This is a genomic window from Bacillus sp. ChL18 (genome assembly GCF_026241425.1).
GTDB classification, from domain to species: Bacteria; Bacillota; Bacilli; order Bacillales; family Bacillaceae; genus Bacillus; species Bacillus velezensis.
Map to the genome: position 1 here is coordinate 155480 of NZ_JAPHWE010000003.1, position 13680 is coordinate 169159.

14 protein-coding genes and 1 pseudogene are annotated in these 13680 nt (G+C 48.6%); 7 read left to right on the forward strand and 8 right to left on the reverse strand.

What is annotated here, in order from left to right; translation table 11 throughout:
* Positions 1 to 9: 9 nt before the first annotated feature.
* Together srfAD and OQ477_RS17175 are read left to right on the forward strand one after the other, a co-directional pair.
* On the forward strand, positions 10 to 741 hold the full coding sequence (srfAD, locus tag OQ477_RS17170; protein WP_265973334.1) for a surfactin biosynthesis thioesterase SrfAD: 732 nt from the start codon (positions 10 to 12) through the stop codon (positions 739 to 741).
* Between the two features lie 121 nt (positions 742 to 862).
* On the forward strand, positions 863 to 2173 hold the full coding sequence (locus OQ477_RS17175; protein ID WP_265973335.1) for an aminotransferase class I/II-fold pyridoxal phosphate-dependent enzyme: 1311 nt from the start codon (positions 863 to 865) through the stop codon (positions 2171 to 2173).
* A gap of 35 nt (positions 2174 to 2208) precedes the next feature.
* On the opposite strand, the gene OQ477_RS17180 is transcribed toward OQ477_RS17175, so the two are convergent.
* The 6 genes from OQ477_RS17180 to OQ477_RS17205 all read right to left on the reverse strand — a co-directional run bounded on the left by OQ477_RS17180 (position 2209) and on the right by OQ477_RS17205 (position 6957).
* Positions 2209 to 2883 (reverse strand): 4'-phosphopantetheinyl transferase family protein, encoded by a 675-nt coding sequence (locus OQ477_RS17180; protein WP_265973336.1) that lies wholly within the window; start codon positions 2881 to 2883, stop codon positions 2209 to 2211.
* Between the two features lie 98 nt (positions 2884 to 2981).
* Positions 2982 to 3629, reverse strand: coding sequence for a YczE/YyaS/YitT family protein (locus OQ477_RS17185; RefSeq protein WP_007609337.1), 648 nt, complete (start codon positions 3627 to 3629; stop codon positions 2982 to 2984).
* A gap of 81 nt (positions 3630 to 3710) precedes the next feature.
* Positions 3711 to 4454 carry a cystine ABC transporter ATP-binding protein TcyC gene (gene tcyC, locus OQ477_RS17190; protein ID WP_007609342.1) on the reverse strand — a complete coding sequence of 248 codons (744 nt, stop codon included), beginning with the start codon at positions 4452 to 4454 and terminating at the stop codon, positions 3711 to 3713.
* 12 nt (positions 4455 to 4466) lie between these two features.
* A complete protein-coding gene (locus tag OQ477_RS17195; RefSeq protein ID WP_007609343.1) occupies positions 4467 to 5171 on the reverse strand; it encodes an amino acid ABC transporter permease in 705 nt (234 codons plus the stop codon).
* A complete protein-coding gene (gene tcyA / locus OQ477_RS17200) occupies positions 5158 to 5955 on the reverse strand; it encodes a cystine ABC transporter substrate-binding lipoprotein TcyA (protein WP_265973342.1) in 798 nt (265 codons plus the stop codon). Before tcyA ends, OQ477_RS17195 begins: the two co-directional genes overlap by 14 nt.
* A 129-nt stretch (positions 5956 to 6084) precedes the next feature.
* Positions 6085 to 6957 carry a LysR family transcriptional regulator gene (locus OQ477_RS17205; RefSeq protein WP_129091997.1) on the reverse strand — a complete coding sequence of 291 codons (873 nt, stop codon included), beginning with the start codon at positions 6955 to 6957 and terminating at the stop codon, positions 6085 to 6087.
* 93 nt (positions 6958 to 7050) lie between these two features.
* Between OQ477_RS17205 and OQ477_RS17210 the strand changes: the two genes are divergently transcribed.
* From OQ477_RS17210 to OQ477_RS17225, 4 genes and pseudogenes are all read left to right on the forward strand, one after another.
* Positions 7051 to 7665, forward strand: a complete 615-nt coding sequence (locus tag OQ477_RS17210) for a non-oxidative hydroxyarylic acid decarboxylases subunit B (RefSeq protein ID WP_087920750.1) — start codon at positions 7051 to 7053, stop codon at positions 7663 to 7665.
* A gap of 2 nt (positions 7666 to 7667) precedes the next feature.
* A pseudogene (bsdC, locus tag OQ477_RS17215) lies at positions 7668 to 9097 on the forward strand (phenolic acid decarboxylase BsdC).
* 17 nt (positions 9098 to 9114) lie between these two features.
* Positions 9115 to 9342: a non-oxidative hydroxyarylic acid decarboxylases subunit D gene (locus OQ477_RS17220; RefSeq protein ID WP_007410250.1), complete on the forward strand. Its 228-nt coding sequence runs from the start codon at positions 9115 to 9117 to the stop codon at positions 9340 to 9342.
* Complete coding sequence (locus OQ477_RS17225) at positions 9342 to 9803, forward strand: pyridoxamine 5'-phosphate oxidase family protein (protein ID WP_151295773.1); 462 nt, start codon at positions 9342 to 9344, stop codon at positions 9801 to 9803. Before OQ477_RS17220 ends, OQ477_RS17225 begins: the two co-directional genes overlap by 1 nt.
* Positions 9804 to 9844: 41 nt before the next feature.
* Here the strand turns inward: OQ477_RS17225 and OQ477_RS17230 are convergent, their stop codons facing one another.
* Complete coding sequence (locus OQ477_RS17230) at positions 9845 to 11323, reverse strand: peptide MFS transporter (RefSeq protein WP_007410252.1); 1479 nt, start codon at positions 11321 to 11323, stop codon at positions 9845 to 9847.
* Between the two features lie 278 nt (positions 11324 to 11601).
* On the opposite strand from OQ477_RS17230, the gene OQ477_RS17235 reads away from it, so the two are divergent.
* Positions 11602 to 13347 carry a right-handed parallel beta-helix repeat-containing protein gene (locus OQ477_RS17235; protein WP_265973345.1) on the forward strand — a complete coding sequence of 582 codons (1746 nt, stop codon included), beginning with the start codon at positions 11602 to 11604 and terminating at the stop codon, positions 13345 to 13347.
* 91 nt (positions 13348 to 13438) lie between these two features.
* Here the strand turns inward: OQ477_RS17235 and OQ477_RS17240 are convergent, their stop codons facing one another.
* On the reverse strand, positions 13439 to 13660 hold the full coding sequence (locus OQ477_RS17240; RefSeq protein ID WP_007609365.1) for a hypothetical protein: 222 nt from the start codon (positions 13658 to 13660) through the stop codon (positions 13439 to 13441).
* Positions 13661 to 13680 lie beyond the last annotated feature (20 nt).

The window sequence follows — 13680 nt, forward strand, 5'->3', positions numbered from 1 at the left end:
AGCCCGCCAATGGTCCAGCTCTTTAAATCGTTCGATACCACAGAAAAAACGCAGCTCATCTGTTTTCCGTTCGCAGGAGGCTATTCCGCATCATTCCGCCCGCTCCACACCTATCTTCAAGGTGAGTGTGAGATGCTTGCCGCGGAACCGCCGGGACACGGAACAAATCAAATGTCCCCCGTTGAGGATTTTGAACAGCTTGTCAGTTTATACAAGCAGGAGTTGAATCTCCATCCTGACCGCCCGTTTGTGCTGTTCGGCCACAGTATGGGAGGCATGGTCGCTTTCAGGCTGGCGCAAAAGCTGGAGCGGGAGGGCATTTACCCGCAGGCCGTGATCATCTCAGCCATTCAGCCGCCGCATGTGGAAAGGAAAAAAGTGTCTCATCTTGATGATGAAAAATTTCTCGCCCATATTATCGAGCTTGGCGGAATGCCGCAGGAGTTAGTGGAGAATAAGGAGGTCATGTCATTTTTCCTGCCTTCTTTCAGATCGGACTACCGCGCGCTTGAAAGCTTCCGTCCGTCTGATTCTCACATGATTCAATCACCCGCCCATATTTTTAACGGGCGGAAAGATAAAAAATGTATCAAAGATGCGGACGGATGGAAAAAATGGGTCGACAATCCCGTATTTCATGAGTTTTCGGACGGCCACATGTTCATATTAAGTGAAACTGAAAAAGTGGCGGAACGAATCTATGAGATTATTAACAGGAGCACGGCAGGCCAATTGTTATAGGATATGACAGACAGCATTCGCTGTCTGTTTTTTGTAACAAAATCCGCCCGCGCGTTTTCTCATTTATCAAAAATTTTATGTTATGATTTGATGGAATATAATTTTGAAGGGATTGTCGTACATGAATGATGCAGCAAAAGAGCTGAACAGAACATTATCTGAAGAAAACCTGCACGTGCTTCATATGCTTTCTGATTTGGGCAGAGAGTTGTTTTATCCGAAAGGGGTGCTGACACAATCGGCGGAAGCGAAAGCCAAGGCCGGAAAGTATAATGCCACGATCGGGATTGCCACCTCACAAGGCGAGTCCATGCACTTTTCCCATATTCAAGAGACACTGTCGGCCTATAACCCCGATGATATCTACGATTATGCTCCGCCGCAGGGAAAAGAGCCGCTCAGACAGGAATGGCTGACAAAAATGCGTCTCGAAAATCCTTCATTAGCCGGCAAAGACATCAGCACGCCGATCGTGACAAACGCTTTAACACACGGGCTGAGCATCGCCGCCGACTTGTTCGTCAATGAAGGGGATACACTGCTTCTGCCTGATAAATATTGGGGAAATTACAATTTCATTTTCGGTGTCCGGCGCAAGGCATCCATTGAGACGTACCCGCTTTTTCAGCAGGATGGGCGTTTTAATGCGGCGGGGCTGTCCGAGCTGCTGAAAAAGCAGGAAGAAAAGGCGATTGTCGTGCTGAATTTCCCGAATAATCCGACAGGCTATACGCCGGGAGAAGAGGAAGCGGCAGAAATCGTCAGCGTGATCCTGGAGGCGGCAGAAGCCGGCAAAGAGATTGTCGTGCTCGTAGACGATGCGTATTACAATCTGTTTTACGATGAAACGGCCATTCAGGAATCCATCTTTAGCAAACTCGCCCAAGTGCACGACCGGGTGCTTTGCGTGAAAATAGACGGCGCGACGAAGGAAAATTACGCGTGGGGCTTCCGCGTCGGTTTTATTACGTACAGCACAAAAAGCGAAAAAGCGCTGCGCGTGCTCGAGGAAAAAACAAAAGGGATTATCAGGGGAACGATTTCAAGCGCCCCGCACCCGTCCCAAACGTTTATGCTGCGGGCGATGCAGTCACCGGAATACGAGAAAGAAAAATCGCTGAAATATAATATCATGAAAAAACGGGCTGACAAAGTGAAAGCCGTTCTTGCAGAAAACAAGCACTATGAAGACGTATGGACGCCTTATCCGTTTAACTCGGGCTATTTCATGTGTGTCCGGCTGAAAGACATAAACGCCGGCGAATTGAGAGTGTCGTTGCTTGAAAAGAGAGGAATCGGGACGATATCCATTAATGAAACCGATTTGCGAATCGCATTTTCATGTGTTGAAGAAGAACACATCGCGGATCTGTTCGAAGAAATTTATCAAGAAGCAAAGCAGCTGCAGAAACAGGCGGAAATATCAGGCTGACAAAAAAGGAGGGGGACACCCTCCTTTTTCTATGCTTACAGCAGCTCTTCATACGTTTTCATCTCAATCTCGTCACAAAAATCGGGATGCGCCGCACAAACGGCCAGCTTATACTCCTCGTCCGCCTCATATGTGCGGATGAAACAAGGTTCATGTCCGTCCGGGAGCTCAATGGACACATGGCCGTCGGCTTTAAGGCGGACGCTGAATGAATCAAGCGGCAGGGAAAGCCCTTTTCCGGCCTGTTTGATAAAGCTTTCTTTCATCGACCACAGGTGGTAAAAATAATCGGTCTGCTGATCGGGGTGTTTCGCTTGCAGATCACTGTATTCCGTCGGCGAAAAAAACCGTTTGGCGATATCAATCGTGCCGGGCTTCATTTTTTCAATATCAATGCCGATCGGTTTTGAATCAACGGCGCACACGATCCAGCGACCGGAGTGGGAAATATTAAAGTGCATGTCCGGAAGCGCGGGGATGTACGGCTTTCCGTATTCCTGAACGCTGAATGAAATCCCGGCCGGATCAAGTCCGTTAGCCTTCGCCGCAGCGGTGCGGATCAGCATGTCGCCGATCAAGGTGCGGTGAGCATCCTCCTTATGGTAAAAGCGCCGGCATTTTTCCCGCTTTTCGGCGGACACGGCCGCCATCATCCGATCCTCTTCCCCTGCAGAAAGCGGGCGGTCCATATATACTCCGTAAATCTTCATGTCCAGATCCTCCGTCTGAAAATATTGTCAAAACCATCCTATCATATCAGACGAAAGCTGTCCGAAAATAAAAAAACAAAACCGTTTCGGCTTTGTTTTTAATGAACGGACGTTGCCCGCCCGGAGATCGCGTATGTTAACAGTTTAGAGGACTGCGGCAAAGAAAAACGCAGAATCAGCCCCGTCAAAACAGCCGTAATAATGGTTCCGGCGCCGATCGGTCCGCCCATCATCCAGGCTGCGGCAAGAATCGTCAGCTCAATGCCGTTCCGCACCCATTGCACGTTCCAGCCCGTTTTTTCAGATATCAGCATCATCAGAGAGTCCCGGGGGCCCGCGCCGAGCCCTGCTGATACGTAAATACCGACGCCGCACCCGATCAGCAGCAATCCGATAGAAAAACACACGGCCGCTAAGGAAAAAGCGTGCGTCTCAGGAAGCAGAAACGAAAAGAAATCAATAAACATTCCCATCAGCACCATGTTTAAGATAGCGCCGATTTTCGGGAGTGTCCTCGTGAACAGGCAGGTTAAAGCCACAATGACCGCGCCGACCACGATGGACCATTGGCCGACAGAAAGCCCGAAATGCTGAAAAAGCCCATAATGAAAGGCATCCCAAGGGCTGATGCCGAGAGCTTTTCCTTTAATGGTTAACGATACCCCGAAAGACAAAATTAACAGACCGGCAAAATAAAACGTCCAGCGCATCAAGAATTCCCGCTTCAAAGAGGTCCCTTCTTTCATAAAATTTCATTAATTGTCATTGTAGCATAACCGCCAAAAAAAAGAAGAAGCGAAATCAGTGTTTCGCTTCTTCTCCCGCTCCTACAAAGGATTCAGTATACGATTTAAAAACCGCTGCGTGCGTTCTTCTTTCGGCGCGGAAAAAATGTGGGCCGGCGGTCCTTGTTCCACAATGACGCCGCCGTCAATGAAGATGACTTCATCGGCCACTTCCTGCGCGAATTTGATTTCATGGGTGACGACGACCATCGTCCAGCCTTCGTTCGCCAGATCCTTAATCACTTTGAGCACCTCGCCGACCAGCTCCGGATCGAGCGCTGACGTCGGTTCGTCAAACAGCATCAGCTCGGGCTGAATCGCAAGCGCGCGGGCGATGCCGACCCGCTGCTGCTGACCGCCGGAAAGCTGGAACGGATATAAATCCATTTTGTCTTTCAGTCCGACTTTTTCCAGAAGCTCTATCGCTTCTTTTCTGACTTGCTCCTTGTCGCGCTTTTGCACTTGAACGGGTCCTTCCATGACGTTTTCAAGCGCCGTGCGGTGAGGAAACAGATGATACGCCTGAAAGACCATGCCTGATTTGCGGCGGAGGCGAAGAATATCAGCCTGCTTCACTTTTTTGGAGAAATCTATTGAAAAATCGGAGAATGCCAGCTCGCCGCGATTGGGGATCTCAAGCGCGTTCAGACAGCGCAGAAGCGTCGTTTTTCCTGAACCGGACGGCCCCAGAATGGCGATGACTTTCCCTTTTTCTATCTCCATATCTATCTTTTTTAAAATTTCATTCTGTCCGAATGATTTATTTAATCCTTTGACGGAAAGCATATCGAAACCTCCTTATTTGGCCACATAACGATCGAGACGCCGTTCGATCACGTGCTGTACGATTGACAGCAAGAAGCAGATGATCCAATAAATAAAGGCGGCTTCAATATAGATGACCAAGATTTGATCAAGGTTTTGCGCGCCGATTTCCTGCGCTTTTCTGAACAGCTCCGCGACGAGAATCTGTGACGCGAGAGATGTATCCTTGATCAGGCTGATAAATGTATTTGATAATGGCGGAATGGACACGCGAAACGCCTGCGGCAGGATCACGCGGAACAATGTCTTGCGATAGGTCATGCCGATCGTATAACCGGCTTCCCATTGCCCTTTCGGCACGGATGAAATAGATGCCCGGATGATTTCAGAAGCGTAGGCGCCCACGTTTAATGAAAACGCGATGACTGCGCTTGGGAAAGGGTCCAGCGTAATATTAAATGTCGGGAACAGATAAAAAATGATGAACAATTGAACGAGAAGAGGAGTGCCGCGCACTGCTGATACGTATACGCTGAACACCCATCTCAATGGTTTCATATTTGACATTCTGGCGAGCGCCGTAATCAGCGCGATGATCATTCCGAAAATAAAGGAAAGAATGGTAAGGGGAATCGAGTAATAGATTCCCCCGGAAAGAATCGGCCAGAATGACTGCTGCACCAAATCCCATGGAATGGCTGTTGCAATCACGGGCTCCGGCAAGTTACTTAGAAACATCTTCGCCGAACCATTTTTTCGCTATTTTAGAAAGAGTCCCGTCCTCTTTCATTTCTTTTAACGCCTTGTTGACGTGAGTCACAAGTTCGCCGCTTCCTTTTCGGAATGCGAAATACGTCTGCTGCGGCTGGCCTGCTTCAAACGCGATTTTCACGTTTTTATTGCCGGACGTTTTTAAGTAGTTCAGTACGGCAAGCTTATCGTTGTAAGTCAAATCAGCGCGGCCCTGCTGAATGAGCTGAAGGGATTGCGCCATGCCTTCAACGCCTTCAATTTTCGCGCCGGCTTCTTTCGCTAATTTATTGTAATTGCTTGTTAATGACTGAGCCGCTGTTTTTCCTTTGACATCAGCCTCTTTCGCTATCGTGCTGTCTTTTTTCGTCACGACGACTGCATTTGACGTTGTGTATTTATCAGAAAAATCATATTGGTCCTCACGGCCTGTTTTGCCGACTTGGTTGGCGACGACGTCAAACCGTTTCGCGTTTAAACCGGCAAACATGCTGTCCCATTGCGTTTCTTTGAAGTCAGCTTTCAGACCGAGGCGTTTCGCCACTTCTTGAATCACTTCAACATCATATCCAGTCAGTTTGTCAGTCTTTTTATCATGGAAGGTAAACGGTTCGTACGTTCCTTCTGTGCCGACGGTCAGTACGCCTTTTTTCTTGACAGAAGCCCAAAGATCGCCGTCTTTTGACTTAGATCCGCTGTCCTGTGAGTTTCCGCAGGCTGCAAGCATTGCGATGCTGACCATCATGAACAAAGCGAATAATGCTTTTTTCATCTTCTTTATTCCCCACTTTTCTGAGTAGTTTTATTGAGAAAAAATAGCTCCCAACTGTAAAGGATAACTTTTTTTTAGTATGAGTCAAGTAATTGGTTTTCATGAGCGGGAATTCTTCGTGTTCCGGGATCAAAATAATTCCAAAAACTGTCTGACAGGCTTCGGCAGGTAGCTGTCTTTCCTCCAGATGACGGCCGGTGTCATGACAAACGGGTTGTCTTCGATGATAACCGTTTTGACATGCGAACGCATATGGACGGGAATCATCGTCAAAGGCAGAATTGTGGCGCCGAACCCTGATGATACGAGGCTCAAGAGCGTCGCGGAGTCATGGCACTCACAGACAACCTGAAGGTCGAGACCATACTGTTCACAAACATGGAGGACTTGGTCATACACACCTCTTCCATTGACGGTGCGCAAAAGGATCAGAGGCAAAGAGGCGATGTCATTCAGTTTAATCGTTTCTCCGCACAGTCGTTTTGAATGCTCGGACAGCACCAATACACACGGAATGTCTTCAAGCTCCTTCGATTCAATGCCGTCGTTTTTAATCAAGGTGGTGGTGACGGCGGCGTCAATCTGCCGGGTTTCCAGAAGCTCAAGCAGTGAGACGGGTTCATCTTCCCAAATGTTAAAGGTGAGATGCGGAAACCGCTCTTTCATCTGTGACACTTTCTCAAGCATGAGCGCTGCGCAGTAAATGGTTGACCCGACGGCAAGTGTCCCGGCCACCTCTTCCTTCAGCTCTTGTACCTCGATAATGGCATCCTCAAACTTATGAAGAATCTCTTTCGCTCTTTTCAAAAAGACATTTCCTTCATATGTAAGGGTCATTTGTTTCTTTTTATTGCGGTCAAACAGAATGACGCCCAATTCTTCTTCGAGCTGTTTCAGCTGTCTGCTTAAAGGCGGCTGTGCCATATGGAGCTTTTTGGCGGCCGTCGTGATTTTCTGCTCTTGGGCAATGGTGATGAAATAACGCAATTGCCGGATATCCATGAGAACGCTCGCTCCTTTCTTTTATACCTTTAAGGTATGATACATAGATTTAACGAATATTTTTCATATGGATATATCAGGAGTATGATGGTTTTGACACCACATTTCAAGCGTAAAGGAGGGGTCAATATGAAGCTCGTCATCGGAATGACCGGGGCAACGGGAGCCATATTCGGGATCAGGCTTTTAGAATATTTAAAAGCCGCGGAGATCGAAACCCATCTTGTCGTTTCTCCTTGGGCAAATGTCACCATTACACATGAAACCGATTATACGTTAAAAGATGTCGAGAAACTCGCATCCTATACGTATTCTCACAAAGACCAAGCCGCGGCGATTTCAAGCGGTTCGTTTGAAACGGACGGGATGATCATCGCTCCGTGCAGCATGAAATCACTGGCAAGCATCCGCACCGGAATGGCTGACAATCTGCTGACAAGGTCGGCTGACGTCATCCTGAAGGAGCGGAAAAAACTTGTGCTGCTGACTAGAGAAACGCCGCTCAGCCAAATCCATTTAGAAAATATGCTAGCGCTTACAAAAATGGGTTCCGTCATTCTTCCGCCGATGCCGGCATTTTATAACAAGCCGGCTGACATGGATGAATTGATCGACCATATTGTGTTCCGGACGCTCGATCAGTTCGGCATCCGTCTGCCGGAAGCGAAACGGTGGTACGGAATTGAAAAACAAAAAGGAGGAATCTGATAATGGCCTATCAGGATTTTAGGGAATTTCTCGCCGCTCTTGAAAAAGAAGGGCAGCTCTTAACAGTCAACGAAGAGGTGAAACCGGAGCCGGATCTGGGCGCCGCCGCGCGTGCAGCCAGCAATCTCGGGGATAAAACCCCTGCGCTTTTGTTTAACAATATTTACGGACATCACCATGCGCAGGTGGCTCTGAATGTCATCGGCTCGTGGCCGAATCACGCGATGATGCTCGGCATGCCGAAAGATACGCCTGTTAAAGAACAATTCTTTGAGTTCGCCAAACGGTACGATGCATTTCCGGTGCCGGTCAAACGGGAAGAAACCGCGCCGTTTCATGAAAATGAAATAACGGAAGATATCAATCTATTTGACATTCTCCCGCTATTCAGAATCAACCAGGGGGACGGCGGCTACTATCTGGATAAAGCGTGCGTCATTTCCCGCGATCTTGAAGATCCGGACAATTTCGGCAAGCAGAATGTCGGCATTTACAGAATGCAGGTAAAGGGAAAAGACCGCCTCGGCATTCAGCCCGTGCCTCAGCATGATATTGCGATTCATCTTCGCCAAGCTGAAGAACGCGGCGTGAATTCGTGAATCTTCCCGTTACGATAGCGCTTGGTTGTGAGCCGGTGATTACGACGGCTGCGTCAACTCCGCTGTTATACGATCAATCCGAGTATGAAATGGCCGGCGCGATTCAAGGGGAGCCCTACAGAATCGTCAAATCTAAATTGTCTGATTTAGACATCCCTTGGGGCGCTGAAGTCGTTCTGGAAGGAGAGATCCTTGCGGGAAAACGGGAATACGAAGGACCTTTCGGTGAGTTCACGGGCCATTATTCAGGCGGCCGCAGCATGCCGGTGATCAAAATCAAACGGGTATATCATAGAAACAATCCGATTTTTGAACATTTATACTTAGGCATGCCGTGGACGGAGTGCGATTATATGATCGGCATTAATACGTGCGTGCCGCTTTACCAGCAGCTCAAGGAAGCTTATCCGAACGAAATTGTCGCCGTGAATGCGATGTATACGCACGGGCTGATCGCCATTATTTCCACGAAAACGCGCTACGGCGGATTTGCCAAGGCGGTCGGCATGCGCGCCCTGACCACGCCGCACGGACTCGGCTACTGCAAAATGGTCATTGTCGTGGATGAAGATGTCGATCCGTTTAACCTGCCGCAAGTCATGTGGGCGCTCTCAACGAAAATGCATCCGAAACACGATGCAGTCATCATTCCTGACCTGTCCGTCCTTCCGCTTGACCCGGGGTCTGATCCGGCAGGGATGACACACAAAATGATTCTTGACGCCACAACGCCTGTCGCGCCGGAAACAAGAGGCCATTATTCGCAGCCGCTTGATTCTCCGCTGACAACGAAAGAGTGGGAACAAAAACTGATGGACTTAATGAATCAATAAGAAAGGATGAGGTTGCAATGAAAACATGCCCGCGCTGTGAATCGAAAAAAGGAGAAACCGTCAGCCAATCGCCGGTCAAAGGCGCTTGGGAAATTTACCAATGCCAAACCTGCTTTTTCACATGGAGATCCTGTGAACCGGAAAGCATCACGAATCCGGCGGCATTCAATCCGGCATTTAAAATTGATCCGAAAGAAACGGAGACGGCCGCACATGTTCCCGCTGTTCCGGAAAGAAAAGCGTAATGCTGACGGAGCACTTGCCGGAGGCGCTTTACACGCTTTTAGATGGGACGGAGCTAGAAAAAAAGCAGCACGACGCGTTTGTGCTGCAATCTGTGACAAAAGAAGGCCGTCCGCACGCGGCCATGATCAGCGCCGGTGAAATCGTGGCCGTGAGCAGAACAAATCTCCGGCTCGCCTTATGGAAAAACACGACGACCGTAAGCAGCCTGCTGCATTCGGGACAAGCTCTTTTCATCGCCTGGCACGGAGGAGCCGCATATTACGTCACATTGGAATGTGAGGCGCTTCCGCCGCTGAAAGAGGCAAAACACGAGCGGGAACGGTTCAGCTGCCGCGTGATCACCGTCAAGGAAGATCGGGCGAAATACGCGGATCTGACATCCGGACCGGCCATCCAGCTTCACGAACCGGAAGATGTCTTGAAGAGATGGAGAGAAACACTTGAGGAGTTAAAACGATAGACGCATAAAAAAGCCTGCGGACGATTCCGCAGGCTTTTCTTTTATTGTACGCCTTTCATCGCCCGTTTAATAACGGGAGACAGAAGAATCAAAATAATACCGAGAATGATCGAAACAAGACCGATTGAGCCGAAGTAGGCCGCTTCAGAAATCTTATCAAACAAACCGACTACTTTTGCGTTCAGGGCTTGACCGCAGGCGTTTGTTAAAAACCACATGCTCATCGTCTGCGCTGAGAAAGCGGCAGGCGCAAGTTTTGTTGTGACGGATAAACCGACCGGTGAAAGGCAAAGCTCACCAAGCACAACCAAAAGGAAGCTGAGCACAAGCCAAAGCGGGCTCACAAGCTCGCCGCTTCCGCCCATAACCGGAAGCACCATGACTAAAAATGATAATCCGGCAAGGATAATGCCGATCGCGAATTTAATCGGTGTTGAAGGCTGGCGTTTGCCGAGCTTCATCCAGATCCACGCGAACACCGGCGCGAAAATAACGATGAATAACGGGTTCAGAGACTGGAACCATGAAGACTCAAGATGCATGCCCGCAAAGGAAAGTCTCGTGCGCTGATCCGCATATAAAGCAAGAATCGTCGCGCCCTGCTCCTGAATCGCCCAGAACATTGCGGCTGCAATAAACAGCGGAACATAAGCCGCAAGCCGTGATTTTTCCGTTTTCGTCGCTTTTTTGCTCGTGAACATCACGATAAAGTAAATAACCGGAATGACAATGCCGAGGATACTGACGGTGTCAATCACACGCTGGATCGTCAGCCAGCCGGTTTGAATCAGAACGATGATAACGGCTGCTGCGATGACCACTCCGATTCCCGTGCCGATCACTGATGATTTAGAAATCGGATTCGGTACATTGGAGCCTGCTTTGCCAAGGTATTTCTTTCTCGTAAGAGCGAAAACAATCAGTCCGAGGAACATACCGGCCGCGGCGCATCCGAAGCCTAAGTGGTAGTTGTACTTCTGTCCGAGTGTTCCGACAATTAGCGGCGCAAGCAATCCGCCGAGGTTGATCCCCATGTAAAAGATGCTGAAACCTGAGTCGCGGCGCTCGTCTTCCTTCGTATATAAATCTCCGACAACGCTGGATACGTTTGGTTTAAGCAGGCCGGTTCCGATAATGATCAGAGCCATGCTGGTAAAAAACGCCGCCGTGCTGCCAGGGAAGGCAAGAGCGATGTGCCCGAACATAATTAAAATTCCGCCGTAAAATACGGTGTTTGCCGTGCCGAATACCCGGTCGGCCAGCCATCCGCCGATGACGCTCGACATGTATACGAGAGACCCGTATATGGACATGATGGCAACTGCGGTCGTTTTATCAAAGCCGAGACCGCCATGAGCGACTTCCGTGTATAAATAGTAAAGCAATATGGCTCTCATACCATAGTAGGAGAAACGCTCCCAAAATTCGGTGAAAAACAGTGTGAACAAGCCGCGGGGATGACCGAAAAAGCCTCGTTGCGGCACAGTTTCTGTTATAGAGTCCTTATCAATAGATGCCACCTGAGCCAACCCTTTCTTAAAAAAGTGTATTACAAAAATCATATTCTTATATAATACTTGTGTCAATATAATTTATACTGAATTCAAAAAATTCCAGAATGAAAAGATATTAAAACGTTGAATATAGACGAATCTTCCTAATTCCAATGACTTATTTTGTTATATTATCTGACGAAACTATCTTTATAAACTTTTTTAATAAAATTTAAAGTATGTACAGGCGGAGCGGGATAGAGCGGAATAAGATGACAATAAGAGAGGAAGGAGGAGATTATTACTTGCCGAATCGTATATTGGATATTACGGATTGCGGTGTGGCGGCAGACGGAAAAACCGACGTGACGGTCGCCATCAATCAATGCTTGGCCAGGGCCGTAAGCGAAGGCTGTCATACGGTGTTTTTTCCGCCCGGAACGTATAAAATCAACGGCACGCTTGGCGGGGACAGAAGCCAGCCGTTTCGGAACGCCGGGATTAACGTGCCGAGCCATCTCACCATCGTTTTAGATCCGGAATGCACGATTAAAGTGGCGCCGAACAGCTCCTGGGGCTACTCGGCTTTCTATATAGGCAGGCGTGAAAATGTCACCATCACCGGCGGCCGGATCATCGGGGAACGGGATGAACACACGTATACCAATGTCCCTTTGCGGTCGACCCATGAATGGGGGTTTGGAATCTGTATTGAAGGCAGCAGCAATGTGCTGATCGAAAATGTGAAGATTTCGGATTTTACGGGAGACGGCATAATTGTCAGCCCGCTCGGGTTAAAAACAAACAGTGATTACGAAACTTCAGAACAGGTGACCATCCGCCGCTGTGAGGTCAGGCAGTCAAGGCGGAACAACATTTCAATCACCGGCTGCCATACCGTTACGGTGGAAGAATGCGTGATTGAAGACGCCGGGCAAGGGAACGGAACGGCTCCGAAATTCGGAATCGATATTGAATCGTACGGAGAAGGCGATATTGATTATGAGGAAGCTCTTCATATTACGGTCCGCAACAACTTCTTCTCCGGAAACGCCGCAAGCTCAGTCACCAATTTTAACGGATATAATGTGTTAATTGAAGGAAATCATTCCGATAACACAATCAGCTACGGGTATGGGGCACATACCGTCATTTCGGGGAATGTCTTCTTTCGGTCAGACGGCGGCTCAAGAACCGCAGTCGCCGGACAAGGTGTGTCACAGGGACAGGACAGCAGCAATGCCGTTATTTCCAACAATCTGATTACCGGGTTTTCCACCGGAATAGATGTAAGGGGAAAAAGCGTCCTCGTCACCCACAACAAAATCAATCAATTTGAAAATACGGGCATCTCCGTCTATCAGGCAGAAGATGTGACCGTTGACGGCAATGTCGTTGAAAACGGACGTTCCGAAACGAGACGAAGCACGGGGATGCGGGCGACGCTTTCGGAAAACGCCGTCTTTACGAATAACACTCTGAATCAGGTGACAGACGGAATCAGCATGTCGGCCGGCAATATCACCGTAAAACAAAATGTGCTGAAATCGTTCAGCCGGGGCATATGGGTCACAGGCGGAAATGCCGTTATTGAAGGAAATACGCTCATTCCGAATGCGTATCAGGGCGCCGCGGAGTCCTATGCCGTATCTGTAACAAATGACGCCAGGGCTGTCATCAAAGGCAATCTCTTTAAGAACTATAAAAACTATCCCGTATTCAGTTCAACATCCTCGGGAACCTCTGTCATCAGCAACCGCTTTGAATCATCACCGCTCATCGTTACCGTGTATCTGAACTCAGGCACGCATGAAGTCATAGACAATACGCTCACGATCAACCGAACGGCGGGCAGCCCGATCGGCATCTATCTGAACGGAGCCTCCAATTCCCTCGTGTCGGGCAATACCATCAACAACCTTTCCGCCGCTTCTGCTTCCGCCATCCAAACCAATTCCTCCGCAAGCACCAAAATCATCGGCAACCGCATAATCAGAGGCGTCATTGTGAAACACACGACAGATACGGAAAGCGGAAATATCGTCATCTGAAAACAATCTGCATCGAAAAATAAAAAGAACACATGAACTCCGAGAGAAGGAGGGATGTGTTCTTTTTTGACACAATACAGCCGTGCGCCTGTCAGGCATCTTTTTTACCTGATTTATATAAAGCGATCATTTCTCTGATTAAAAAGAGGACGAATAAAAACAGCATCAGCCATTCTGAGAAGGTGGTCAATTTAAAAGCGGACAGGTTGTTTTGGACCGCTCCATAGAAACTGAAACCTTGCAGCATATCCATCGCGAGTGAAATCACCAGCAAGGCAGCCAGCAAAAAAAATGAAACTCCCAATATTTTCATGAGCAACACTCTCCCTTTTT